This is a genomic window from Rhizobium sp. PEPV16 (assembly GCF_008919455.1).
Classification (GTDB): Bacteria; Pseudomonadota; Alphaproteobacteria; order Rhizobiales; family Rhizobiaceae; genus Rhizobium; species Rhizobium leguminosarum_Q.
Genome location: NZ_VSZV01000294.1, coordinates 1 through 26,439, shown reverse-complemented (window position 1 = coordinate 26,439; position 26,439 = coordinate 1). Strand labels below are relative to the sequence as shown.

Annotated in this window: 22 protein-coding genes; 12 read left to right on the top strand and 10 right to left on the bottom strand. The window is 60.6% G+C overall.

What is annotated here, in order from left to right; all coding sequences use genetic code 11:
- The 3 genes from FY112_RS14580 to FY112_RS14565 form a co-directional block, all read left to right on the top strand.
- Positions 1–259: hypothetical protein (locus tag FY112_RS14580; RefSeq protein WP_151518656.1), on the top strand; the 259-nt coding region annotated here is incomplete at its 5' end.
- Between the two features lie 9 nt (positions 260–268).
- Entirely contained in the window at positions 269–508 is a 240-nt protein-coding gene (locus tag FY112_RS14575; RefSeq protein ID WP_151518654.1) for a hypothetical protein, read from the top strand.
- 276 nt (positions 509–784) lie between these two features.
- On the top strand, positions 785–3,346 hold the full coding sequence (locus tag FY112_RS14565; protein WP_151518653.1) for an FAD-dependent oxidoreductase: 2,562 nt from the start codon (positions 785–787) through the stop codon (positions 3,344–3,346).
- Between the two features lie 147 nt (positions 3,347–3,493).
- Here FY112_RS14565 and FY112_RS14560 read toward each other — a convergent pair whose 3' ends face one another.
- The 3 genes from FY112_RS14560 to FY112_RS14550 form a co-directional block, all read right to left on the bottom strand.
- Positions 3,494–3,718: a hypothetical protein gene (locus tag FY112_RS14560; RefSeq protein WP_094088461.1), complete on the bottom strand. Its 225-nt coding sequence runs from the start codon at positions 3,716–3,718 to the stop codon at positions 3,494–3,496.
- Complete coding sequence (locus FY112_RS14555; RefSeq protein WP_151518652.1) at positions 3,715–4,467, bottom strand: COG4280 domain-containing protein; 753 nt, start codon at positions 4,465–4,467, stop codon at positions 3,715–3,717. The genes FY112_RS14560 and FY112_RS14555 overlap by 4 nt, the downstream gene beginning before the upstream one ends.
- A gap of 207 nt (positions 4,468–4,674) precedes the next feature.
- Positions 4,675–5,412 carry a phosphatase PAP2 family protein gene (locus tag FY112_RS14550; protein ID WP_151518651.1) on the bottom strand — a complete coding sequence of 246 codons (738 nt, stop codon included), beginning with the start codon at positions 5,410–5,412 and terminating at the stop codon, positions 4,675–4,677.
- Positions 5,413–5,987: 575 nt separating this feature from the next.
- Here FY112_RS14550 and FY112_RS14545 point away from each other — a divergent pair.
- Positions 5,988–7,610: a Fic family protein gene (locus FY112_RS14545; protein ID WP_151518650.1), complete on the top strand. Its 1,623-nt coding sequence runs from the start codon at positions 5,988–5,990 to the stop codon at positions 7,608–7,610.
- Between the two features lie 342 nt (positions 7,611–7,952).
- On the opposite strand, the gene FY112_RS14540 is transcribed toward FY112_RS14545, so the two are convergent.
- The 3 genes from FY112_RS14540 to FY112_RS14530 form a co-directional block, all read right to left on the bottom strand.
- A complete protein-coding gene (locus FY112_RS14540; protein WP_151518649.1) occupies positions 7,953–8,321 on the bottom strand; it encodes a response regulator in 369 nt (122 codons plus the stop codon).
- 62 nt (positions 8,322–8,383) lie between these two features.
- On the bottom strand, positions 8,384–9,058 hold the full coding sequence (locus FY112_RS14535; protein WP_151518648.1) for a response regulator: 675 nt from the start codon (positions 9,056–9,058) through the stop codon (positions 8,384–8,386).
- Positions 9,055–10,950, bottom strand: coding sequence for a HAMP domain-containing sensor histidine kinase (locus FY112_RS14530; protein ID WP_151518647.1), 1,896 nt, complete (start codon positions 10,948–10,950; stop codon positions 9,055–9,057). The genes FY112_RS14535 and FY112_RS14530 overlap by 4 nt, the downstream gene beginning before the upstream one ends.
- Before the next feature lie 299 nt (positions 10,951–11,249).
- Here FY112_RS14530 and FY112_RS14525 point away from each other — a divergent pair, with 299 nt between their 5' ends.
- The 8 genes from FY112_RS14525 (at position 11,250) to FY112_RS14490 (ending at position 22,600) form a co-directional block, all read left to right on the top strand.
- Positions 11,250–12,920: an arylsulfatase gene (locus FY112_RS14525; protein WP_151518646.1), complete on the top strand. Its 1,671-nt coding sequence runs from the start codon at positions 11,250–11,252 to the stop codon at positions 12,918–12,920.
- A gap of 70 nt (positions 12,921–12,990) precedes the next feature.
- Positions 12,991–14,001: an HAD family hydrolase gene (locus FY112_RS14520; protein ID WP_151518645.1), complete on the top strand. Its 1,011-nt coding sequence runs from the start codon at positions 12,991–12,993 to the stop codon at positions 13,999–14,001.
- Between the two features lie 100 nt (positions 14,002–14,101).
- Entirely contained in the window at positions 14,102–16,348 is a 2,247-nt protein-coding gene (locus FY112_RS14515) for a cytochrome c3 family protein (RefSeq protein ID WP_246700676.1), read from the top strand.
- Positions 16,349–16,438: 90 nt separating this feature from the next.
- Positions 16,439–17,227 (top strand): DUF481 domain-containing protein, encoded by a 789-nt coding sequence (locus FY112_RS14510; protein WP_151518643.1) that lies wholly within the window; start codon positions 16,439–16,441, stop codon positions 17,225–17,227.
- Positions 17,228–18,040: 813 nt separating this feature from the next.
- Positions 18,041–19,981 carry a DUF3604 domain-containing protein gene (locus tag FY112_RS14505; RefSeq protein ID WP_151518642.1) on the top strand — a complete coding sequence of 647 codons (1,941 nt, stop codon included), beginning with the start codon at positions 18,041–18,043 and terminating at the stop codon, positions 19,979–19,981.
- A 67-nt stretch (positions 19,982–20,048) separates the two neighbouring features.
- Positions 20,049–20,891, top strand: coding sequence for a peptidylprolyl isomerase (locus FY112_RS14500; RefSeq protein WP_231284020.1), 843 nt, complete (start codon positions 20,049–20,051; stop codon positions 20,889–20,891).
- Complete coding sequence (locus FY112_RS14495) at positions 20,888–21,883, top strand: HupE/UreJ family protein (RefSeq protein WP_151518641.1); 996 nt, start codon at positions 20,888–20,890, stop codon at positions 21,881–21,883. The genes FY112_RS14500 and FY112_RS14495 overlap by 4 nt, the downstream gene beginning before the upstream one ends.
- Positions 21,884–22,057: 174 nt before the next feature.
- The gene (locus FY112_RS14490; protein WP_131621429.1) at positions 22,058–22,600 is read left to right on the top strand and encodes a hypothetical protein; all 543 of its coding nucleotides are present in this window, start codon (positions 22,058–22,060) and stop codon (positions 22,598–22,600) included.
- A 6-nt stretch (positions 22,601–22,606) separates the two neighbouring features.
- Here the strand turns inward: FY112_RS14490 and hutH are convergent, their stop codons facing one another.
- Genes hutH through FY112_RS14470 form a run of 4 tightly spaced genes read right to left on the bottom strand, consistent with a single transcriptional unit; the run spans position 22,607 to position 26,333 of the window.
- Positions 22,607–24,094: a histidine ammonia-lyase gene (gene hutH, locus FY112_RS14485; RefSeq protein WP_131621427.1), complete on the bottom strand. Its 1,488-nt coding sequence runs from the start codon at positions 24,092–24,094 to the stop codon at positions 22,607–22,609.
- On the bottom strand, positions 24,091–24,867 hold the full coding sequence (locus FY112_RS14480) for an ATP-binding cassette domain-containing protein (RefSeq protein WP_003548676.1): 777 nt from the start codon (positions 24,865–24,867) through the stop codon (positions 24,091–24,093). Before FY112_RS14480 ends, hutH begins: the two co-directional genes overlap by 4 nt.
- A gap of 25 nt (positions 24,868–24,892) precedes the next feature.
- The gene (locus FY112_RS14475; protein WP_077980241.1) at positions 24,893–25,597 is read right to left on the bottom strand and encodes an ABC transporter permease subunit; all 705 of its coding nucleotides are present in this window, start codon (positions 25,595–25,597) and stop codon (positions 24,893–24,895) included.
- Between the two features lie 10 nt (positions 25,598–25,607).
- Positions 25,608–26,333, bottom strand: coding sequence for an ABC transporter permease subunit (locus FY112_RS14470; protein ID WP_017957878.1), 726 nt, complete (start codon positions 26,331–26,333; stop codon positions 25,608–25,610).
- Positions 26,334–26,439 lie beyond the last annotated feature (106 nt).

The window sequence follows — 26,439 nt, the reverse complement described above, 5'->3', positions numbered from 1 at the left end:
GGCAAAAAAAGAAAAGCTAGAACACTCCGAACTGGCGGGAGAATTCACCGACGACGGTGTCACCGTGCTCGTCGATATCTTCCGCACATCGGGCAGCAATGAAGACTGGACGATGGAAGTGGTCACGCAAGCGGAAGATCTGATCCGCTGGGACGAGCCATTTGCGACTGACCGGGATGCCTTCGACGAATTCCTGGCCGTCGTCGCGCGCGACGGCATTCGATCGTTTCTCGAAGATGAAGAGCCATCCGTGCATTGAGGGTATTCCGTGAAAAGTATCAATGATCTCGTCGCATCGGCAAAAACCGTCTGCGATCGATACCGGGCCGGGCGAATGGAGCGCGAGACCGTGCGGGAATGGGTTCTCGGACTTGGCGCCTATCCGCCGCCGCATGGAGATCGGGTGCGCGAAGCAGCCAAATGGTTCCGGCTGCACAATCGCGAGCCTGTTTCCGAAGACATCGTGCTGGTCGACATCGACCGACTTGCAGCGATTGCGGCGCCGTGATCCCGGGCCGCCGGCGCTGTTTTGCGGTTGCCTCACCGCCTCGATCCGGACTGGCGCAATTACGCCGTTACTAGGCGGCGTAGGACCAATGACGGTCACGCGCCTTATGCATAATACCCTCATCGCAGCTTCCATGCGCAGCGGTCTGGGGTTCCGCTGCTTCGGCAGACGTGACACTCCTACGACGCTGACATGGCTCCTGCATCTCACGCGCAAAGCGTACGTCAAGCGCGGACAGGTCATTTTAATTCGTGCGATAAATAGAAGGAACAGCACGTGGCAGCATTTCCGGAAAAGGCAAAGGTCGTCATCATCGGGCTCGGCGGTATCGTCGGCGCCTCCATCGCGCATCATCTCGTCGAGCGGGGATGGGACGATATCGTCGGCATCGATAAGTCGGGCATCCCGACCGATATCGGCTCGACAGCCCATGCCTCGGACTTCTGTTACACCACGAGCCACGACTATCTGTCGGTCTGGACGACGCAATATTCGATCGATTTCTACGAGAAGATGGGCCATTACGCCCGCATCGGCGGCCTCGAAGTGGCGCGCACCGGCGACGATACCTGGATGGAGGAAATCAAGCGCAAGCTGTCCTCGGCACGCGCTTTCGGCACCCGCGCTCATTATGTCAGCCCTTCCGAGATCAAGAAGAAGTTCCCGCTGATCGAGGAAGATCAGGTCATGGGCGGCCTTTACGATCCGGATGCCGGCCTCGTCATTCCCCGCTCGCAGACAGTTGCCGGCAAGCTGGTCGATGCCGCCGAAAAGGCCGGCAAGCTTAAGGTGTTCGGCAACACGCCGGCGAAGTCGCTGATCGTCGAAGGCGGTCGCATCAAGGGCGTCGTCACTCATCGCGGCACGATCATGGCCGACCACGTCATCGTCTGTGCCGGCCTCTGGGGGCGCCTGATCGCGGAGATGGTGGGCGAAGACCTGCCGGTCATGCCTGTCGACCACCCGCTCACCTTCTTCGGTCCGTATAACGAGTTTGAAGGCACCGGCAAGGAAATCGGCTACCCGCTGCTGCGCGACCAGGGCAACTCCGCCTATATGCGCGATACCGGCGACCCGTCGACGACGGAGGGCGGCCAGATCGAGTGGGGCTATTACGAAGCCACCAATCCGCGCATGTGCCATCCGCGCGAGCTCCTCGAAAAACACGAAGCGCGCCTTTCGCCCTCGCAGCGTGACCTCGAAATGGAGCAGATCATCGAGCCGCTCGAGCGCGCCATGGAACTGACGCCGATCCTCGGCGAACTCGGCTATAACGAAGGTCACTCCTTCAACGGCCTGCTGCAGGTTTCCGCCGCCGGCGGGGCATCCTGCGGCGAGAGCCAGAAGGTGCGCGGTCTCTGGTATTGCGTTGCCATCTGGGTCAAGGACGGCCCGGGCTATGGCAAGCTGATCGCCGACTGGATGACCGATGGCCGGACTGAAATCGATCATAACAGCATCGACTATGCCCGTTTCTATCCGCACCAGCTGACGGAAGAGTTTATCGAGGGCCGCTGCTTTGAAGCCGCCCAGAAGATCTATTTCCCGGCTGTTCATACCCGCGAACCCTATGCATCCGGCCGCAACGCCAAACGTTCGCCCTTCTACGAGCGCGAAAAGGAGCTGGGCGGCTACTTCATGGAACTTGGCGGCTGGGAGCGTGCACACGGCTACGCAGCCAACGAGCACCTTCTGGAGAAATATGCCGACCGCGTCCCGGTTCGCGAGAATGAATGGGACAGCCGCCATTTCTGGCGCGTGTCGAATGCCGAGCATCTGGCGATGAGCGATGACTGCGGCATCGTCAATCTCAGCCACTTCCACATGGTCGATATCGAGGGACCCGACCATGTCGAACTGATGGAATGGCTGTGCGCCGCCAAGATCGGCGGCGATGCAAACATCGGCAAGGGCATTTACACCCACTTCCTCGACGACGAAGGCATGGTGCGCGCCGACTTCACCGTCTTCCGCATGGCCGACCGGTGCCGCCTCGTCAACGGCGCCGATGCCGGCCCGCGCGACCTGCACTATATGAAGCGCGTCGCCGAAGACCGCGGCCTTGACGTGACGATCACCGACGTCTCGGAGAAATTCGTGACGATCGGCATCTGGGGCCCGAACGCGCGCGACACGCTGAAGAAGGCCGTCGCCGATCCGGCCGGCCTCGATCAGGAAAACTTCGCCTTCGCGGCGATCAAGCCGATCGAAATCGCCGGCAAGCCCGTCACCGCCTTCCGCATCTCCTATGTCGGGGAGCAGGGCTGGGAACTGCACATGAAGTATGAAGACGGCCTCGCCGTCTGGGATGCGCTGCGCTCGACCGGTGTGATGGCCTTCGGTGTCGAAACCTATGCAAACTCGCGCCGCATGGAAAAGAGCCTACGCCTGCAGAACGCCGACCTTCTGACTCAGTACAACCTGATCGAAGCCGATCTCGCCCGTCCGAAGGTCAAGGAAGCCGATTTCCGCGGCAAGGCAAAACATCTGGAATATAAGGCGCGCGAACATCAGCCGGCCATGCTCTGCACGCTTGTGATGACCGAGAATACCGACAAGTCGGGCGTGAAGCGTTATCCCGTCGGCAATATGCCGGTTGTCGATCCCGCCACGGGAGAGGTCCTGGTCGACGAGCTTGGCCGTCGGTCCTACACGACCTCGGTCGCCTACGGCCCAACGGTCGGAAAGAACATCGCCTTGGCCTATCTGCCCTGGTCGTATTGCCAGGTCGGACGCAGGCTGAATGTCGAGTATTTCGCCGAGAGCTATCCGGTCGAGGTTGTCGGCGTCGGGTACAAGCCGATCTACGACCCGGAAAATCTGAAGCCGCGCAGCTAAGCACTCAAGTGCATGTGGCGCCGCAAGCACGGGGCGCCACGCTGAACGGCGGCTCGATGAGCTCGCTGGTGACACCTGTTCCAGGCGCCCAATAGCTGCTCTAAGTCAAAGAAATGGAGCATGATGTTGACGGCATCATGCTCCAGGCTATTTCCCCTGAAACTTCTTCCGCGCCGCGCGCACCACGCTCTCGGCGAGGATCAGCAGGCAGCCGAGGAGAAGCAGAGCGGCGGCGAGCAGCGCGTCGGCATGGGCGAATTTCACCAGCACGCCGACGACAGCGATCAGCAGCAGCGCCGCCAGCGCCAATGCGCCGTCGTCGATGAACATACCGAAGAATTCCCTGAATACGAGTTTAAGAATATTCATCATGGAGTGACCTCGGCATGGGCGTTGAAATACTGGCGCAGCATCCGGACCGCGGCGAAGGAAAAGACGGAAAGCACGGCAAGGATCGCCAGGAGCGAAAGGTCGTCGCCCGGCCAGTTGGCGCCGATGCCCTCGCCGACCCAGAATATGCCGAAGGCGCTAAGGAGCAGCCCGACGACGAATTTGAGGCTGTTCTCAGGAACCGCCGAAAGCGGTTTGTGCACGAAGATGCCGATAATCAGCACCAGCAGGCAAGCCGCGGCGGCCCCAAGGCTGGCATAACCGATCATGCCGTGTCCGGCGCCGGTGGCGATGACGATGAACACCACTTCGATCCCCTCGAGCAGCACGGCCTTGAAGGCCGCAATGCCCGCCAGGAGGTTCGCGCGGCGCTCTGAGGATTGGCGCCTCAGGCTATCCGTCTCGGCGGCAAAGGCCTTGTCCTCGTCGTGCAGCGCGATGAAGCCCGAAGCCCTGAGGATCGCCTTGCGCAACCAGCGCAGGCCGAAGAGAACGAGCAGCGTTCCGATGACGAACTGCATCAGCTCGACCGGAATGAGGCCGAGCAATGGACCGAGCGCCAGCACAAGGATGGCCAGAACGCCGAGCGCAAGACCGGTGCCAATGAAGGCCGGCCGCCAGCTTTGCGTGACGCCGACGGCGAGGATGATAGTGAAGGCTTCAACAACCTCGACGAAGGATCCGAGAAATGCGGCCGCGACCGTCGAGGTGATCGTTGTCAGAGTTGTCATGGTTTTTGTCCGTTATACGGCGGAGATCAATGCGTTGTTGATGCCGGCAGCACTGTGCAACAGCTGCGAGAAAGGAAAAAGGCGTGCGCGGCTAAAGATTGTGCATGAAGGTATTGAAGGATGAAATCGAAAATCTGGAAGCGCATCCGCCTTGATCGACATCCCCTATCTCTCCGCCGTCAACGCGATGGACGAGACTTGGGAGAGCTATCTTCTGTCACCGTTTTCAGCCTCGGCGGCAGCGTCAGGCGCGCGGCTCGGAATGAACCGCTTCGAGATCAACCAGCAGCCGAGCGCCCAGAGCGCACCTGCGCACCATCCGGCGAAGACGTCCGTGGGGTAATGGACTCCGAGATAGACCCGGCTCAAACCGACAATGACGGCAAGGAAGACGCCGGCGGCCATGACGAAGATCCGCGTCGACGGATAACGCTGCGTTCGCGCGACAAGCGCGCCTAGGGTCAGATAGGTTACCGCCGACACCATGGCATGTCCGCTAGGAAAGCTGAGATCGCTCACTTCGACCAGATGCGGCACGATATCGGGACGCGGCCGGGCGACAAGGATCTTCAGTGTCGCGCTGGCCAGCCAGCCGGTCAGCACCGAGGAAAAGACGAAGATAGCGATCGGCCAGCGCCGGTCGAACAAAAGATAGATGGTGATCAGAGCCGTCAGGAGCGAGAGAACGGTGATGCCGCCAAGGGCGGTGATATCGTCGACGGCATGCGTCAGCCAGTCTGGGCCGATCGGAACGGCAAGATCGTCCGCGCGTCTCAACGCCAGCAGGATCACCTCGTCGAAGCGAAAGCTCTCGCCTTCCAGGACTTCACTCGTCAGCCGCTGGAGCACGAACAGTCCGCCGGCGATCGACGCCAGCGTAATCAGTGTCAGCGGTTCATAGGCGGTAAGCCTTGTCAGAAAACCTCGTCGTTGAACCTCAGTCATGCCTGCCGTCGAGCTCCCTTTACATGATGTCGGTTCTCGCCAGATTGGCAACGCGACCTCAGGATTCAAGGCCCAGCTTCATGCAAGAACGTTCCTGAAGCGAGTTTTTAGGGTCGGCGAAGCCGCCTCCATGGTTCATCGGCGCCACCCGCGTGATGGGGAAAGGTATTGATCCGGTCGCGTCCTGGCAAAGGTCTGCCGCAGGCGGGTCGGAAAAAACGCGTTGTTGCCGCCGCCCTAAGGGGAAGGGCTCCGATCACCCCGCCAGCGATGCTATATCCTGGTCGATGAGACTGGTGAAGCTCGCCAGATACCTGGCCGTCAGATGCGGAATCCGCCTGATATTCATGGCGAACTGTGGGCAGCGAAGATCGGCAAGAAACATCGGCAGGTTTGTCGCTACGTCTTAGGTAAGCGTCTGATTTATTGATACAAATTTGTTGTCAACCATCGGCAAAACCATCGACATGTTGCAAACTTCAAAGATCGGCAATCAACATCGGCAATTTTCTTGATTTAGGCGTGTTAACCTCCTAAATATAATCATGTTTTCGAGATAAAAAGATCGGCAAAAAATGGCAGAGGAAGTCCCGACCCGAATTGAGCCCGCATTTTTCGAGGAAAGCATCCCATCCTCGATCTCCGATCTGGTTGTGGAGATTCAGGCGGCAGCTGCGAAGCTGGGCTACGGCCTGCACAACGACGCCGCCTTCGAGCTCTCTGACCTCGTGAGGGTGATGAACTGCTATTACTCGAACCTGATCGAAGGGCACAACACGCGTCCTAAGGACATCGAGCGAGCGCTCGCGGGCGTTGAAATTGAGGAGGCTACGCGCCCTCTGGTCTTGGAGGCAAAGGCGCATGTTGTCGTTCAGCGTGAAATTGACCGTTTGAGCCGGGATGGTGCGTTGCCATCACCAACATCTTCCGAGTTCATCGCTTGGGTACATCGTCGCTTTTATGAGGAGATGCCGGAAGAATTCCGCTTCGTCGAAGGCCGTGATGGACCTAAGGTCGAGATCGTTCCCGGCGCCTTCAGATCAAAAAGCGAAGACGATGTCTCCGTCGGTCGGCACCAGCCGCCATCCTCCGCGTATGTCAAAGCGTTCATGGAACATTTTTCCAAGCGCTACGCAGCCGCGCAGGCCGGAGCTACCAACAAGATCATTGCCATCGCGGCGGCGCATCATCGTCTCAACTTCATCCACCCCTTCATGGACGGGAACGGCCGGGTGAGCCGGCTGATGTCGCACGCAATGGCTCAGGAAGCAGGTGTGGGCGGGAAAGGGCTGTGGTCCATATCGCGTGGCTTGGCCCGTGGCCTCAAAGACAAGACAGAATACAAAAGCATGATGGATCATGCCGACCAGCAGCGGATGAATGATAGAGATGGCCGAGGCAATCTTTCTGCAAAGGCACTTCAAGACTTTTGCGAATGGTTTTTGTCGGTGGCCCTTGATCAGATTCAGTTTTCCAATGCTGTCTTCTCTTTCGACAAGCTTGAAAGCCGTTATCGCAAATTGATCGAAGATGTTATCGACGATAAGCGTGCCCCGGACATCATCTCGGCAGTCCTGAAACATGGCTCGATAGATCGCGGTGATATCGGCTTCATCACGAAGTCGCCCGACCGTACAGCGCGAAACACATTGAAGGCCCTGCTCGATGGTGGCTTTCTGAAGTCCTCCTCACCGAAAACACCCGTGCGGATAGCTTTCCCGCTTGATTACCGCGAGCGGCTATTCCCCAATCTTTTCACAGATGGGGAGATAGATGCGCCAAAGCCGTCTGTTCCGTCATTCATCACTCAGGCGCGCACGAAAGAGGTTGCCAGTCGGTCTTCCTTCAAGCCACCTTTCAATGAAGATGAGGAATTTCAAAAGCGCGTCAGCGGTATCACTGCCCTGCAGCAATCGCTTGGCGCGAGAAGTACCTTAGGCAAAATAGCGGCTCAAGAACTCGCAACGACCGAACCTACGACGGTAGATTGGCAATTTGTCGAGGACCGCGTGATTTCTCAGAGCATTGGAGAGTACGGGCATTCTCGCGCGGAGGTCATCGAAGCGCTTTGCGAGTTCAGCCCTGGCGCAGTGTCACAGGAACAGAAGGATGAGATTGAAAAGCGCGTCTTTGCCGCCGCACCCGCGCTAGCCGCAAAATACAACAAACGCATCATGGACCGAAAGCCAAAACGCTAAGATTGCTGGCCGTGCGCCGCGTTGAACCTCGGTCATGCCTGCCGTCGAACTCCCTTTACATCATGTCGGTCCTCGCCAAATCGGCAATGCAACCTCGGGATTCAAGGCCCTGCCCCATTCCACGGCGCTCCTGAAGCGAGTTTTTGCGCTCGGCGAGGCCGCCGTCCATGGTCTCGACACCACCCGCGAGATGGGGAAAGGCATTTCGACGGGGAGCCGTTCCCATGGAGTGTACGAAGAGGGAAATCTTCCTTCAACTCAGCGTCTTGCGCGAGGATCAGCCCACCTGGCCAACGATACCCATCCCGCTTTGGCTGAGAGCCTGGATGGGCTCCTTGGACATCATGCCAATGCGTTGTTGATGGCCGCGATCAGCGCGGCTCCGGAAAATTGCTTCTGCAGATAAGCAACGCATCCCACCTTTTCCGCCTCCGCCTTCACGGCGCCGGCTTCCAGCGCCGTGATGAAAATCACCGGAAGGGTTGTCCTCTCGGCCTTCAGCCTGCGTTGCAGATCGATTCCGGACATGCCACCGAGGTCGATATCAAGAACAAGGCAATCTATCGGCTTTTTCCGATCGCGAGCGAGAAAGTCCTCGGCGGATGCATACTCCTCGGCCAGAAAACCGTAAGCGTTGAGCAGCCGCCCGAGGCTGCGCCGTAGGCTTGCGTCATCATCGACGACAGCGACCGTGCGGCGAAGCTTCTCCACCTCATGCCCCCTCCTCTTTCGAACATATGAGAGATTGACGGTTCCTGGTGAGACTAGGCCAGTTAGAGGTCGATTGATATTGTCCTAAGGGGAAGGAGACACCTGTCACTCGCCGGCGATGCCGTATCCTGCTCGATGAGACCGATATTCGCGGCGATCGACACCGCCTCGGCCAGCGAGCGCACGCCAAGTTTTTCCATGACCTGATGGCGATGCACCTTAACCGTCCGCTCCGAGATGCCGAGCGCATGAGCGATCTGCTTGTTGAGACGGCCGCGAATGAGGAGCCGGAACACTTCGGCTTCGCGCGGCGTAAGCCCCGCCACCAGCGCCCGCTGGCCCTGGAGACGGTCGTGTTCGGCCCGCTGTCTTCCATATTGAATGAGAGCATGGTCGATCGCCTCCATCAATGCCGCCGTGGTCGAACTCTTCTCCAGAAAATCCTTGGCACCCGCCTTCATCGCCTCGACGCTTGCCTTGATGTCTCCTTCCCCCGTGAGGAACACGACCGGCAATAGCGGCGCCAGCTCACACAGCCGGCGTTGGATCTGCAGGCCGGACTGGCCAGGCATCTGCAGGTCGAGAAGAACGCAGCCCGGCTCGCAAGCGGAAAGTCGGGCGAGAAACTGGTCTCCGGATTCATAGCCTTCGACCCTGAGGCCATGGGCGGAAAGCAGCCTTGCGATCGCCGTCCGGTAGGATTTGTCGTCATCGACGATATGGACAACCGGTTTCATCTCGATCGCTCCTCCCTGTGGGCGAGCGGCAGGGCCACGCGAAAGACCGAGCCTCCTTCGGGGCGGTTGTCGGCACGGATGGTACCGCCATAGGTCTCGAGAATGGCGCGCGCTATGGAAAGCCCAAGCCCGGTACCCGCCTGCTTGGTGGTATAGAACGGCTCGAAGATGCGGATCAGCCTCTCTTCGGGAATGCCGTCTCCGGTGTCGGAGACCCGCAGCTCCGCCTTCTCGTTCGCCAGTCCCGTCGCGAAGCTAAGCGTTCTCCCGGCCGGGACGGTGTTCAGCATGGCATCCATCCCGTTGGTCGCCAGGTTGAGAATAACCTGCTGCACGTGAACCTTGTCGGCACGGACCGGCAGCTCGCCCGGCGGCTGGGTTGAGGTCAGCTTAATTCCGCGCCGTTCCGCCTCGCCGTGAATGATGCGGATTGCGCTCGATGTGACATCGTTCAGATCGAACTCCTGCCAATCGATCTCGTTTCTCTTCTTGAGCAATCCTCTCATCCGGCTGATGATGTCGCCAGCGCGCTGATCGTCTTCCTGGATGTCGAGGAGAATCTGCTGGATCAGTTCGTGATCCGGGTTCGCACTTCGCAGCAGCACCGAGGCTGCCTCGGCATTGTTTCTGATCGCCGAAAGAGGCTGATTCAGTTCGTGAGCGATGGACGAGGATAACGCACCGGCTGTCGCGGACTGGTTAAGATGAACGGCTTCAAGCAAGTGAAGTTGCGCGCTGCGCTCGGCGTCGCGGCGGCGCCTCCGCTCAAGCAGAAGCACCGAGATAATGCCGGCTTGCGCCAGCAGGAGCCCGCTCCCCGCCGTCAATATGACCCAGTGTTCCTCCCAGAGGCTTTTATCCCTGTGCATCTGGACCGTGCCCGGCGGCAGGTCCTTTTCGGCAAGTCCCCAGCGCTGGAGTTGCCGGGCATCGGCGACATATGTCTGCGGCGCTTCGAGATCCGACACCGGCTTGCCGGCAATCGCATCGATGACGAGGTCGCCGACGGTCCGGCCCAGGCCATCGAATGTGACGGTATTGCCGCCGACGACGCCATAACCGATGTAGGTCTGATAGGGACCGTAGACAGGTGCGCTGGCGGTCGCTGCGATCTGTCTGATCGCGTCGCGCGGAATGAAGTTGCGTCCTGTCCGATCCTTGAAGACCGTCAATGCCAGGATGATGCTGTCGGGCGGCACGCGCGAGGCGCGATCGATGAATTCGTCGATCGTCAGATCTTCCAGATAGGTCGTCGTATCAAAGGATTTGGAGAACTGTTTCAAATCTGCGCGGGCCGTCGTCAGCCAAGTCCGGTCGAAGTCGGACGAGCCTCCGACGATGTAGAGGTGGCGGGCATCGGGCTGCAGGCTCCGGGCCATCTCGGCCGTCTTCAGAATGTTGAATGTCGAGAAGGCTCCTATCACGTCATAAGGCAGAGCGATCTTCTCGGCGGTGGCGGTGCCGAAACCGGCGGCGACGATTTTTGCGCCGGGAGCGATCGTGCCGCGTTTCTCGACGATGAAGCTGGCCGATTCCCGGCCGACGGCCACGACCACGTCGGGGCGACGCGCTGCGTATTTCTCGCCAAGATATCGGGCCATGCGCGCGACATGATCGCTTTCCGGAAACCGCGAGAGATCCAGGAACTCGGAAAACAGATCGATCTTGCCGTTGGTCGCCTGCAGCAAACGGCTCCGCAACGCCTCACCGGCAGCGGTCGTCGCCGCGACCCTCTCGTCATAAGGATAAAGAACGAGGACGCGGGGAACCCGGTCGATGACGGCAATCGAGGGGTCGGAAGCTGCTGCCTGACGACTGGACACACCCAGGGCGGCCACCGCCAACAAAAAGGCAGTGCAGCATAATCGACCTGACCATTTGCCCAAGCCCATCAGCTTTCCCCCCAAAGCCGGGCGAACAATAACAGCTTCGCGCTGCGACGTCATCTGCCCCAGCACTACTTTCGATTGCTTCCCGAGAGCGGGATTCCCCAAAGTACAATATCGGGCGAAGACCGTATTCGCTAAGGTCCAGCGCGCCGGGGCAGATATGCGGTCGGCTTCGTAACCCGCCGGAGATAGCTACGGCAGGAACGTCATTTTCAAAGCAGTCCGGTCGAGCACGCATGCGATCGCAGACCTTTGCCGCGAGCGACACCGTCATCGACCGAACTCCAACGGAGGGATTTGACATGAACGGCAGAATCCTTATCCGCTGCATCGGAGCCTTGGCTTCATCCACCATTCTGTGGTGTGCAGCCTTGCCCGTGCAAGCGCAGGACTCTCAGCGAAAACCCAACATTCTGTTCATCGTTTCGGATGATACCGGCTACGGCGATCTCGGCCCCTATGGCGGGGGTGAAGGGCGCGGGATGCCGACCCCGAACATCGACAAGCTGGCCGACGAAGGCATGACCTTCTTTTCCTTCTACGCCCAGCCGAGCTGCACGCCCGGTCGCGCCGCCATGCAAACGGGACGCATTCCCAACCGCAGCGGCATGACGACGGTCGCCTTTCAAGGCCAGGGCGGCGGATTGCCCGCGGCCGAATGGACGCTTGCATCCGTGCTGAAACGCGGTGGCTATCACACCTACTTCACCGGCAAATGGCATCTCGGCGAAGCGGACTATGCTCTGCCGATTGCGCAAGGCTATGACGAGATGCGGTACGCCGGCCTCTATCATCTGAATGCCTACACCTACGCGGACCCAACGTGGTTTCCGGACATGGACCCGAAGCTGCGTGAAATGTTCCAAAGGGTGACGAAGGGGGCGCTTTCCGGCAAGGCCGGTGGACCTGTCACTGAAGACTTCAAAGTCAACGGTCAATATGTCGATACGCCGGTTATCGACGGCAAGGAGGGCGTCGTCGGCATCCCCTACTTCGACAGCTATGTCGAAAAAGCAGCGCTGGAATTCCTCGACGCCGCCGCCAAGAAGCCCGACGAGCCATTCTACATCAATGTAAATTTCATGAAGGTGCACCAGCCAAACATGCCGGCGCCCGAATTCGAGCACAAGTCGCTGTCCAAGAGCAAGTATGCCGACTCGATCGTGGAGCTGGACACCCGTATTGGCCGGATCATGGACAAGCTGCGTGAAACGGGAATGGAACGGAATACACTCGTGTTCTACACCACCGATAATGGCGCTTGGCAGGATGTCTATCCGGACGCCGGGTACACCCCCTTGCGAGGCACCAAGGGCACGTTGCGCGAGGGCGGCAATCGCGTCCCTGCGATCGCGGTCTGGCCGGGAAAGATCAAGCCTCGCACGTCGAACCATGACATCGTCGGCGGGCTCGATCTAATGGCGACGTTTGCCGCAGTCGGCGCGGTCCCTCTTCCGACAGAGGACCGCGAAAACAAGCCAATCATTTTCGATAGCTATGATATGTCGCCGATCCTCCTTGGCACGGGGAAATCGGAGCGGAAATCCTGGTTCTACTTCACTGAAAATGAGCTGTCGCCAGGTGCTATTCGGGTCAATAACTACAAGTTTGCGTTCAATCTTCGTGGCGACGACGGAGCGTCGACCGGCGGACTGGCGGTTGATTCAAACCTCGGTTGGAAGGGGCCGGACAAGTATGTCGCGACGGTTCCCCAAGTGTTCGACCTCTGGCAGGATCCGCAAGAGCGCTATGACATCTTCATGAACAACTTTGCGGAACGAACCTGGATGGGCGTTGTCATGGGCGAAGAGCTCCAGAAGATCATGGCGACTTACATGAAGTATCCTCCCCGAAAGATGCAGAGCGTCGGCTACACGGGTCCGATCACTCTCTCGAACTACGAACGCTTTCAATGGGTGCGGGATCAACTCGCCAAGGATGGCGTGACGCTCACCCTCCCGACCGGGAATTGACAAAGAGCGGCGGCTCTCGAGGCCGCCGCCCGTTCTTGTTTTCCCTGTTGCCAACCCTGGAGAATGACCAATGTCTCTTGTCCGCTTGGCGCCGCGATTGATCTGCCTCATGATCATTGCGCTCGGTGCCGCACTGCTTCATGCCACTTCCCCATTCGCTCAAAGCGATCCTTTGCCCTCCTGGAACGATACAGCCTCGAAAGCTGCCATCGTCTCTTTCGTCGAAAAGGTTACCGGTCAGGGATCGCCCGACTTCGTCCCGGAAAACGAACGGATCGCGGTGTTCGATAATGACGGCACCTTGTGGGTGGAACATCCGATGTACACCCAGCTCGCCTTCGCCCTGGACCGCGTTAAGGCACTCGCTCCGCAGCATCCGGAATGGAAGGAAACCCAGCCGTTCAAGGCGGTGCTCGAAGGCGACATGAAGACGCTCGCCGCATCCGGCGAAAAGGGCCTGATGGAACTCATCATGACCACGCATGCGGGGATGACCAGCGGCGATTTCCAGAAAGTCGTGACCGATTGGCTTGCTTCAGCACGCGACCCGAAATTCAAGCGGCCATACACGGAGCTTGTCTACCAGCCGATGATCGAGCTTCTCGCCTACCTGCGCGCCAATGGATTCAAGACCTTCATCGTTTCAGGCGGCGGCGTCGAGTTCATGCGGCCATGGGTGGAAAAGGTCTATGGTGTCCCGCCAGAGCAGGTGATCGGCTCGTCGATCAAGACCGAGTTCAGGATGCAGGACGACACACCGACCCTCTTTCGGCTCCCCGAAATCAATTTCATCGACGACAAGGCCGGCAAACCCGTCGGGATCAACCAGCAGATCGGCAGGCGGCCGATTGCAGCCTTCGGCAATTCCGACGGAGATCTCCAAATGCTGCAATGGACGACCATGGCCGGCGGGCCTGCCAGGCTCGGCGTGCTGATCCATCATACCGATGCCGAGCGCGAATACGCCTACGACCGCGAAACCGAATTCGGCCGCCTCGACAAGGCGCTCGATGCCGCCTCCATCGCCGGCTGGACCGTCGTCGACATGAAGGCCGACTGGAAGCAGGTGTTCAAGGACTAGGGGAATGCGCCGAGCGCCGGAGCCTTGCATGATGGCGCCGTGACCTTCTGGAGCGTCGACGGGGAGCGATTGAGTGGCAGCGTCTGTCCGATCAGCAGCGGTGAGAGGAGTGGCCCTCCTGCTTTTCCTGGTGCTTTCCTTTGCCAAGCACAGCCTTGCGAGTGACGCCCTCTCGACGCCCGCTGCCGACCCGCGAATATCGATCCATGAGGGTTTCGTGGACGAAAAGACGTGCGCATCCTGCCACGCCGATCAGGCGGCGGCTTTTTCGAAGTCCCACCATGCCAAGGCCATGGCGCTCGCCGACGACGAAACGGTCCGCGGCGATTTCGACAATAGCAGGTTCGAACATGATGGCGTCGTCACGACCTTCACCCGCCGCGATGGCCGCTTCTTCGTGAACACCGAGGGTGCGGACGGAGGCGAGGGCGAGTTCGAAGTCAAATATACCTTCGCCTACGAACCGCTGCAGCAGTATCTCGTCGAGATCGGAGGCGGGCGGCTGCAGGCTCTCGATATAGCCTGGGATACGGTCAGACGGCAGTGGTTCTGGCTCGGCAACGGCACCCCGGCCAAACCCGGATCGACCTATCATTGGACAGGTCCCTTCTATCGCTGGAACCGCACCTGCATCGATTGTCATTCGACCGACCCCCAGGCGAAGTTTCAACCGCAGACCAATGAATACAAGTCGACCTACGTCGCCACCAGCATCGGCTGTCAGTCCTGTCATGGCCCCGGCGCGAAACACGTGGCTTCGGCGCGTTCGGGCAATGCTTCGTCCTCCATGCAGGATACAAGCCTGCCGAAAGTCGATGCGGGCATGTGTTTCGCCTGCCACGCCAGACGCACCCGGCTGCTGGACGGCTATCAGCCGGGAAAGCCCTTTCTCGACTATTTCTCCCCCGCCCTGCTGCGACCGGATCTTTATTTCCCGGACGGACAGATACGCGACGAGGTCTTCGAATATGGCTCGTTTCAGCAAAGCAAGATGGCAAGGGCGGGCGTGACCTGTCTCGACTGTCATCGGCCGCACGATGCCGGCCTTAAGGCTGAAGGCAATGCGCTGTGCACGCAATGCCACACCGAGACGAAGCCGGAGCGCTTCGTCAAGCAGGATCCGAGCGGCCTGTTCGACACGCCCGCGCATACCCGCCACCAAGCCAGTTCGACCGGTGCACAATGCGCCAATTGCCACATGCCGGAACGCACCTACATGAAGGTCGACCCGCGCCGCGACCACTCCTTCGTCATCCCCCGGCCAGACCTGTCGGCAACCCTCGGAACGCCGAATGCGTGCACGACCTGCCATGTCGACAGAACGAATGATTGGGCAGCCGAAAAAATGGATAAATGGTACGGGACGCAATGGCGCAAACGCGCGTCGATCGCCCATGCCTTCACCGGAGCTGCAAACGGCGATGGAGCCGCGGTGGAGGCTCTGCGCGACCTTGTCGGTGACCAAACCCAAGCAGGAATTGTCAGGGGAAGCGCCATCGCCGCAATGAGCGGGACTGGCGGCGCGGATATCACCGCCGACATTCAAACGGCCGCAACCGATGCAGATCCGCTCGTCAGGCTCGGCGCTGCGGAAGCGGCAGGCAACATTCCGCCGGAGCAGAGGCTGGATGCGATCGGCAAGCTGCTCGGCGATCAAACGCGCGCGGTCCGCGTTGCTGCCGCCAACGTGCTCGCCGGCACTCCTCCCCACCTCTTCGGCGATCAGCAAGTCAATTTCGAAGCCGCCGTCGCGGACCTGCGCGCCTACGTGGAGGCGAATGCTGACGTCGCGGAAACCCAAAGCAATTATGGCTTCTTCCTGTTCGCTCGACAGCGTACGGCCGAGGCCGAGGCCGCCTTCCGGCGGGCGATTTCGCTCGACTCGACACTGGAGGGAATGCGCATCAATCTCGCCGAGTTCTACCGCGCCACCGGTCAGAACGACAGGTCGGAGCAGACCTATGCCGAAGCGATCGGCATGGCGCCCGAACGCGCGGATCTGCGTTACGGACATGCGCTGTCCCTGGTGCGCAAGCAGGCATTGGCCGAGGCGATAACGGAACTCGCAGAAGCGGTGCGGCTCGATCCGCAAAACTCCCGCTACAAGACGACCTTGGCCGTCGCTCTCGATTCGGCTGGCCGGACGGGAGAGGCGTTGGACAGGCTCGATGGTTGGGCGGCGGGAGGAGGCGCCGACGTCATCGGCTTGGCACTCCAATACAGTCTCAAGCTTCGACGGCTGCCGGAGGCGTTGAGACATGCGGAAAATCTGGCGCGACTGAGGCCTGAGGACCAGCAGATTTCAGGCCTCATCGGAAAGCTGAAGCAGGCGATCAACGGAAAATAGGTATTTAAGCTTGTCCAAATCTACTTCTCGCTGCAAAGTGCCGACTCGGGACAACAGTGCCGAGGCGACAAACGAGATCGGGGGATTCTCATGAAAGCCATACACTTGCATGCCATTCTGTTACTGGCAGGCGTCTGCGCGGCGTCGGCCGGTAATGCCGCTGATGTCACGCCACTTACGCCGGAAGCAAAAACTGTCGAGAGCCAGAGCGGCTGGGAATTCACCTTCGCGCCATATTTCTGGGCTGCCGGCATATCCGGCGATATTGGCCAGTTTGGGCTTCCGGAAGTTCATATCGACGCGGATTTCGGCGATATCCTCAATAATCTCGACTTCGCTTTCATGGCGGCAGGCGAAGCAAGATACGATCGCTTCAGCATCGTCGGTGACGTGATCTACACCAAGCTCGGTGCCGACGCCGACACACCTGCCGGCATCCTCGCCGAGAGCGTCGATGTGACATCGAAGACCTTCGCGGGATTTCTTGGCGTCGGTTACGCCGTGCTCGAAGACCAAAATGGCCACCTCGACGTGGTCGGTGGCATGAAGGTCTGGTCGGCCAAAACCGAGATCTCCTTCAATGGCGGCATTCTGGCCGGAGTGGATGTCGAAGACAGCGCCACATGGGTCGATGCCGTCGCCGGCGTCCGAGGAAACTACTTCTTCACGCCGCAAATCTATGTCACCGGATGGGGCCTAGTGGGTGCTGGCGGCGCCGATATCGACTGGGACGTGGCGTTGGGCCTCGGCTACAAGTTCAACGACAGCATCTCCGCGGTCGCGGGATATCGTGCACTCGGCGTCAATTACGAGAATGACGGGTTTGTCTTCGACGTTGTCCAGCAGGGACCGATCTTAGGGGTCGCCATTCGTTTCTGACGCCGGGCCGGCGAACGTCGTACTGTGAGCGATTATCCTTCCAGCATGCTCGCTTGGCCCCGGAGCCGAACGACGCCTCCTGGAAGCAGAGAGCCGCCGTGGCAAGAACAGCGGTTCACAGTTCGGTATCCAACACGGATCGGACCGAGCTAAATCTTTTCACTCCGGAGGAAGCCTGTTTCGCGGGCTGAGTTCAATCGGATCATGGAGGGATTGATGATGAAAATCGCTTCTTGGATGGCACTGGTTGCCGCGGCGCGCTGGACCCCATCCGAAGATACGGCCGGTATTTAAGGCATACACCCGCTCCTTATGTGATGTAATTTATAATAATCTAATGTACTGTAGCCTACCCATCTGGGGCTGCGGCTAGAGAATTCAGCAAGTATTTCAACCCGCCGGCGACCGTCGGAGGCCACGACCCTTCGGGGCGTGCCGGTGGAGCCGATATCCTGGAATACATGACGTTGCCAAAGATGCTGTAACGGTCGTACCGGGCCTCGCCGATCGCCATGGCCCCGAAGTCGAGATGGTCAAGGATACCGCTGAAACTCAAGTCAACTTCGACTATCGGCAGCCCACCAAGCCAGCAGTAGTTTTCGCGAACAATTGAATAGTCGGGAAACAGCCTACTCTCGACGAACTACAATTTCTCTCTGCTAGTCGCCGTATGCGGTGGTTGTCATATCAGGGATGGCAGTCACAAGACGCTTAAGAATGACCAAGGAGAGACAAGGTTTCCTGTCATTGATGCAAATCAACAAATAGTCAGCTCAGACAGTTCAAGTATAACTGCTGCAAAGGGGGGAAGCGATGAACAAGACATCTGCGAAGTTGATAGTGGCGGGGCTCGTAAGCCTGAGCTCTGCCCTGCCGGCCGCGGCCCAGGAGACCACCGATATAGGTACTCTGGACAGCGCGAAGGCCGGAAAGGCGTTTTCCAGCAAACCTGTCTACTCGCCCTATGCGGGGCGCAATTTTCCGACCCGGCCGCTATTCGGCGACACGCATCTCCACACCGGAGCCTCGTTCGATGCCGGCGCATTCGGCGCACGGTTGACGCCTCGCGACGCCTACCGCTTTGCTCGCGGCGAGGAGATCACGGCGTCGAGCGGCCAGCCCGCTAAGTTGTCACGGCCGCTCGACTTTCTGGTGGTGGCCGACCACTCGGACAACATGGGCATGTTCCCCGACCTCTTCGCCGGCAAGCCGGAAGTCATTTCCGATCCGCAGGCCAGGACCTGGTACGAGGAGATCAAGGCGGGACAAGGCGGCAAGGCCGCGCTCGAGATCATCTTCAGCTTCGGCAAGGGAACGCTCCCTAAGGGCATGATCTACGGGCCGGAGACACGTCCCTACAAGAACGCGTGGCAGGACACGATAAAGGCCGCCGAGGAATACAACGATCCGGGCCGCTTCACCGCCTTCATCGGCTATGAGTGGACCTCGAACACGGCAGGCAACAATCTGCATCGCAATGTCGTCTTCCGTGACAATGCCGACAAGGCCGACCAGGTCGTGCCCTATACGACGCTTAAGCCCTTGGGCAGCGACAATCCGCGCGACCTATGGAAGTGGATGCAGGCCTATGAGGACAAGACCGGCGGCAACGTGCTGGCGATCGCGCACAACGGCAATCTGTCCAACGGCCGCATGTTCCCGCTGATCGAATCCTTCACCGGCAAGCCGGTCGACAAGGAATATGTCGAGCAGCGTTCAAGGTGGGAACGCCTTTACGAGACAACCCAGACGAAGGGTGATGGCGAAGCTCACCCGATCCTGTCGCCCAATGACGAGTTCGCGGATTTCGAGACCTGGGATTTCGGTAATCTCGATGCCAGCGTGCCGAAGACGCCTGACATGCTCGAATTCGAATATACACGGTCCGCGCTGAAGAACGGCCTCAAGCTCGAAGCCGAACTCGGCACGAACCCTTACAAATTCGGGCTGGTCGGCAGCTCCGACGCGCATACTGGCCTTGCGGCCATGGAAGAGGAAAATTTCTTCGGCAAGACCACGCCGCAGGAGCCGAGCCCCGAGCGCCTGACGGCCACTTTCGTCAAGAATGCCAAGACGAACATCACCGTGATGGACTGGGAGGTTAGCGCGTCGGGTTACGCCGCCGTGTGGGCCACGGAGAACACCCGCGAGTCGATCTGGGACGCCATGCAGCGCAAGGAGACCTACGCCACGACGGGACCGCGCATGATGGTGCGCTTCTTCGGCGGCTGGGATTTCGAGCCTACCGATGCCGAGACCCGCAATCCCGGCGTGATCGGCTACGGCAAGGGCGTGCCCATGGGCGGCGACCTGACGGCAGCGCCGGAAGGCAAGGCACCGTCGTTCCTCGTCGCTGCGCTGCGAGACCCGATTGGGGGCAACCTCGACCGCTACCAGATCGTCAAGGGCTGGCTCGACGACAAGGGCGAGATGCATGAGCAGGTGTACGACGTCGCCTGGGGCGGGGACCGCAAGCCGGGGGCCGACGGCAAGGTGCCATCGGTCGGCAGCACCGTCGATATCGAGAACGCGACCTGGACCAACACCATCGGTGCGCCGGAACTGATCGCGGTCTGGAAGGATCCAAGCTTCGATCCGAAACAGAAGGCCTTCTATTACGGACGCGTCATCGAGATACCGACGCCGCGGTGGACCGCCTATGACGCCAAACGGTTCGGGACAAAGCCGCTGGAGGGCACGCAGATGACCGTCATCGAACGCGCCTATACCTCGCCGATATGGTACACGCCGTGATCGCGATACTGGCGGTTGAACCGGATGCAGGACCGGCGAACGCGTGAGCACGATCTTGTTGAAACGCGTGCTGAGGGAGCCGCTGGTCCACTTCTTGGCTCTCGCGCTGCTGATCTTCGCGGGTTACCGGCTCCTGGGCGCCGATACGGACGACAAGGCGGACAGCATCGTCGTCACGGCGCCGAAGATCGAGCAGATGGCGACCGTGTTCACAAAGACCTGGCAGCGCCCCCCGACAGCCGAGGAATTGAAGGGCCTGATCGACGACCATGTGAAGGAAGAAATTCTGGTACGCCAGGCGCTGGAGATCGGGCTCGACAGGGACGACACGGTCGTTCGTCGCCGCTTGCGTCAGAAGATGGAATTCCTGAACGCGGCCGACGCCGAAACGCTGACAGCGACCGATGCGGAGCTCGATGCCTATCTGAAAGCCAATGCAGCCACGTTCGAGATCGATCCGATGCTGGCCTTCCAGCAAATCGTTCTGAATCCCCAGCGGCACGGAGAAGCAATCGAACAAAAAGCGGCCGCCATCCTCGAAGTATTGCTGAGCCAGCCTGCGGCCGATCCCGCTTCGCTTGGCGATGCCTCGCAGCTTCCACCGGAGCTTCCACTTACGAGCAAGACATCGATCGGCCAGGCCTTCGGCGCCGATTTCGCGGAAGAACTCGACAAGATCCCTGCGGGCCGGTGGACGGGTCCCGTCAAGTCCGGCTTCGGGCTGCACCTGATCCGCGTGACGGAGCGCGTGCCTGGCCGAGTGCCGACGCTCGACGAGGTTCGCGACGCCGTTGCGCGGGAGTGGACGAACGCTAAACGCAAAGAACTCGAGAACCAACGCTTCGCCGAACTCCTTAAGCGCTATGTGGTGAGCATCGAAAGCCCGGCCGGCGCGGGAACCGACCCATGACGCGGCTTGGGGCGCTGCTGGCCGTGCTGATGCCGGTGTTGCTGGCCACACCGGGGTACCCTCATGAGATTCGGCCGGCCTATCTCGACATGCGCGAAACGGCGAGCGACGAGTTCGCCGTCGTCTGGAAGATTCCGGCGCAAGGCGACATGCGTCTCGGGCTCTATGCAAGTCTGCCGAAGCAGTGCATCGAGAAAGCCGAATCGGCGAGGTCGATCGTGGACGGAGCTTATCTGGAGCGAAGGACCGTCGCCTGTGCTGGGGGATTGAGGGGCGGCGAGATCGGCATCAACGGCCTCAAGTCGACCATGACCGACGCGCTCGTCCGCATCGAATACGAGAACGGCGACACGGAGGTCGTGCGCCTCATGCCGGACGCGCCCTCCTTCACCGCAGCCGGCGCGCAGACAAGCCTCGAGTTCGCCCAGACCTATTTTCTGCTGGGCGTCGACCATATACTCTCGGGTCTCGATCACCTGCTCTTCGTACTTGCGATCATGCTGCTCATTCGAGACCGCTGGATGCTGGTCAAGACGATCACGGCCTTTACGATCGCGCACAGCATCACGCTGGCTGGAGCCTCGCTCGGATATTTCAGTTTGCCGCAGAAACCGGTGGAAGCGACGATCGCCCTCAGCATCGCATTCGTCGCAAACGAACTGATCAAGATGAAGCCGGGCGAAAGGCGGCTCTCCGAGCGCTACCCCTGGGTCGTTGCCTTCGCGTTCGGGCTGCTGCACGGCTTCGGTTTCGCCGGCGCTCTGATGGAAATCGGCTTGCCGCAATCCGATGTGCCGCTGAGCCTGCTGACATTCAACCTGGGTGTCGAGGCAGGACAGCTGATCTTCGTCGCCGTGGCGCTGGTCGTGCTTCGGGCAGCAGGCGCGCTGAGCACGATACAGCCCGCACCGGCGCGTCGGTTCGGCGCCTACATAATCGGGACCGCCGCGATGCTGTGGCTGGTTTCGCGGATCGCCGGGTTGGCGGCGTGAGAGGCGAAATCCTCCGCGTCCAAATCGCTTATAGGATTGGCGGCAATCGGGAACAGCAGTTCAAACCGCTACAGCGTCCTTGCGTGTTAAATAAGACGCGCGGCGCTGTAGTAGCAAAAGCTCAACCTTCTTTTGCTATTGCTGGAGCCGATTGCGTTGGAGGTGATTTCGGCGATGAAAATTCCGACAGTGGTGGTTCTGATGGCGGCCCTCCTGCAGCCGGTCTCAGCCTTCGGCGAGACCGAATGGATAGGCGGCGCGAGGCAATGGTCGGTCGGCTTTGCGAACGCGAGCCCGCACCCCTATTGCCGCCTGCTGTGGGACAGCGAGATCGGCAAGACCATGGAATTCCGCCAGAGCGCAACCGAGACGTTCTGGCTGGTCGCAAAGACCACATGGGACATTCCGGCCGGCACCAAGACCGAGGTGACGCTGACCGACCGTACGGCGACGAAAGTAATCGCCGCCGATTTCTTCGACAAGAACACGCTTCGCCTCTGGGGTCCGGCCAGCAAAGGGAGCGCCGGACTGAAGAAGATCATCAAGAGTTCCTTTGCCGGAATGCCCGACGTGCAGATCACCTTTGCCGGCGACGAAGGCGACTGGACGCTGCCGCTCTCGCGGGTGGAGCAGCTCTACCCGACCTTCGTCCAGTGCCTCAGACGTCTCGAGGCCGGCGAAAAGCCAAAGCAGAATTCCGAAACCCAGCCGTTCTGAGTCCGATTATAGCGGCGGCGCAGTATCGCGGATCAGGGTGCGGACAGTCTCGATATCGCCGTTGAGCGGCCGTTCGTCGCCATAATGGGAAACATGTTCCCGCACGGCTTGATAGACAAGGTCCGTGCCTGCCGCCCGCGGCGCGGTGGCCGCCAGGAAATCATGCGCCTGGGCAGCGGCCATCAGCTCGATCGCAAGGATATATTCGGCATTGTCGATGACGGCGAGCAGCTTGCTGGCGGCGGCCGTCGGATGCGCGAGGAAATCCTCCTGCAGGCCGGAGGTCAGCCCGCCGTCCATGGCCGCCGGTGCGGCAAGGCGGCGGTTCTCGTTGCTGAGGGCGGCTGCGGTATATTGGGCGATCATCAAGCCGGAATGGCGGCCGGCGTCGCTGGCCAGAAACGGAGGCAGGCCGCTTACCAGCGGATTGACCAGCCGGTCCATGCGCCGTTCGCTGATCGCACCGATCTGAGCGAGCGCAATCGCCAGGCTATCGGCTGCCTGCCCGAGCGCCGGGGCGACCGCATGCGCCTCGGAGCAGACGATCGGCTGTTCCGGCGTGCCTGAGACAGCCGGATTGTCCGTCACTGAGGCAAGCTCCTGATCGACGACGCGGGCGGAATTGTCGAAGACGTCGCGGGCGGCGCCATGCGCATGCGGCACCGAACGAAGGCTGAGCGCATCCTGCGTGCGCCGGCCGAAGGCGGCGGCGACAAGGCCGCTGCCGGCAAGCCGCGCGCGCAGCGTCGCTCCCACTTTCTCTATTCCCGCCGATGGGCGCAGCGCCAGCACAGCCGCGTCGAAGGCGGCGATCTGGCAGCCCGCCGCTTCCAGCGTCAGGGCTGCGGTGGCATCGGCCCAGTCGAGCAGCCGTTCGGCGCGTGACAGCCCCACGGCGGTCAGGCCGGTGGCGCAGGCCGTGCCGTTGACAAGGCTCAAGCCTTCCTTGGCGCCGAGCACCAGCGGTTCGAGCCCGATCGCAGCAAGCGCCTCGCGACCGCTCATGCGCCGGCCGGCCACGTGAGCGCTGCCTTCGCCGATCAGAACAAGCGCAATATGGGCATTGTGGACGAGATAACCGGCAGAGCCTTTGGATGGCACGTCGGGAATGCAATCATGTTCCAGCAGAGCTGTGAGATGCTCGACGATCTCGCGCCGCACGCCGGAATGGCCATGGGCGAAATTGGCAATCTCAGCAGCGATGATAGCACGCACCTCGCGGGCAGCCAGCAATGGCCCGACGCCGCAGGCATGGCTGAGCACGATGCTGCGTGACAACAGGCTCTGCGAGGCCCGATCGACGACGGTATCCGCCAGCGCCCCGACGCCGGTATTGACGCCGTAGGCGCGCACGCCCGTCTCGACGATACGCGCAACGATGCGGCTTGCCTGCTCGACCCGCCCCCAGGCGGCCGGCGACAGCGCCAGCGCTTCCCCTGCCCCGACGCGCGCGACATCGCGCCAGGTCAGCACGGCATCGATGGTGATCGTCATTGACCGCTTCCGAAATGGCCGATGAACTGGCGGAAAGCCGGTGTCGCGCCGCCGGTGAACATCTCGTCCGGCTTGCCGCTGCTTTCGATCAGCCCCTCGCGCATGAAGACGACGCGGTTCGAGACGTTGCGGGCAAAGCTCATCTCATGGGTGACGACGAGCATGGTCATGCCTTCCTCGGCAAGCGCGCGCATGACGCGCAGCACCTCGCCGACAAGCTCTGGATCGAGCGCCGAAGTCGGCTCGTCGAACAGCATAACCTTCGGTTTCATCGCCAGCGCGCGGGCAATCGCCGCACGCTGCTGCTGGCCGCCGGAAAGATGGGCCGGATAGGCATGACGTTTATCGGCGATGCCGACCTTTTCAAGCAGCGCTTCGGCCTCGGCGATGCAGTCGGCGCGCGGCCGCTTCAGCACATGGATCGGACCTTCGATGACGTTCTGCAGGATCGTCATGTGGGACCAGAGATTGAAGGACTGGAACACCATGCCGAGCTCGGAGCGGATATGGTCCACCTGCTTCTGGCTGGCCGGCTTGCTTCGCCCGCCCTTGTGCACCATGCGGACCTCCTCGCCATCGACCCAGATCTCGCCGTCGCTGGCGGTTTCGAGCATGTTGATGCAGCGCAGAAAGGTCGACTTGCCGGAGCCGGAGGCGCCGAGCAGCGAAATCACATCGCCGTCTTCCGCATCGAGGGAAATGCCGCGCAAGACCTCGTGCGTACCGAAGCTCTTGCGGATATTGCGGACCGATAGTCGGGTTACGCCTGGCATGGGTGCTCCAATCGGGTCAAAACTGCTACGCCTTCAGCGCCTGCGGGGCCGCGCGGCGGTGTCGGGAGAGCGAATATTCGAGCAGAGCCATGCCCTGCAGGATGATGAAGTTGAGGATGAGATAGATGATCGCCGCGCAGAGAAAGACTTCCATCGTGCGGTAGGTCTGCGAGATCAGCCGCTGGGCGACGCCGGTCACCTCCCAGACAGTGACGAGGCTTGCAAGCGCCGTCGACTTCATCATCAGCACGATCTCGGTGGAATAGGCCGGCAGCGCGTGGCGGAAGGCGATCGGCGCCAGGATACGGCGGACCAGCAGGAAGCCGGACATGCCGATCGAGCGCGCCGCTTCGATCTCTTTCGGGGAGACGGCGCGAATGCCGCCGCGGAAGATCTCCGCCGTGTAACCGGCGGTGCAGAGTGCCAGCGACAGCACGGCGCAGACCATCGGCTCGCGCAGGAACGTCCAGAGGAAGGAATAACGGATGAAGCCGAACTGGCCGAGGCCGTAGAACACCAGGAACATCTGGATCAGCAGCGGCGAGCCGCGGAAGATGAAGATATAGCCTTTGGCGAAACCCGAAAGTACCGGATTGCCGCTGGTCCGCATCCAGACGATGACGAGCGCCAGCAAGCCGCCTGAGATGATCGACAGCGAAAACAGGATGAGCGTCGTCGGTACGGCCTTGAGCAGGGTGACCAGGGTCGAGGCGATGAAGGTAAAATCCATTGTCGCCTCCTTACGCCTGGCCCATGGCCGATGCCGGCATGCTACGGTTGGCGCGGCGCTCCGCCCCGTTGAAGATGCGGTCCGAAAGGCTGGTCAGGATGAGATAGAGGCAGCCGCCGGCAATGAAGAACAGGAAATATTGCCGGGTCGAGCCTGCCGCCACCTGGCTGGTGCGCATCAGCTCGGCAAGGCCGGTGACGGAGATCAGCGCCGAATCCTTGAGACTGAGCTGCCACACGTTACCGAGCCCGGGAATGGCGAGGCGAAACACCTGCGGCATGATGATGCGGCGAAGGCGCATGCCGCGATGCATGCCGATCGCCGAGGCGGCTTCGAGCTCGCCCTTGGAGATGGCGAGAAATGCGCCGCGGAACACCTCCGCCTGATAGGCGCCGGAGATGATGCCGACGGCAAGCGCGCCTGCGATAAAGGAGGGCAAGCCGAGGAAACCCTCGTAACCCATTGCCTGGCCGATCGCGGTGACGGCCGAGGAGCCGCCGAAATAGATGAGATAGATGATCAGCAGTTCGGGCACGCCGCGAAACACGGTCGTATAGACGTTGCCGAGCGTGACGAGGATAAGATTGCCGGAGAGTTTCGCCGCCGCGACGATCGCGCCGAGCACCGCGCCGATCGCCAGCGCCGTTGCCGTGACGGCCAGCGTCATCAAGGCGGCGGCAATAAACAGCGCGCCCCATCCGGTCGAGCCGAAGCCGAGCAGTTCCAAGCTTGCCATAGCGTCCGTTCCCCGTCCGTGGCAGTGTTTTGCGGATTGACACCAGAGCATGATGCCGAAAAGTATCAGCGGTTTTCGGACGACATCATGCTCTAACTCTGAAATT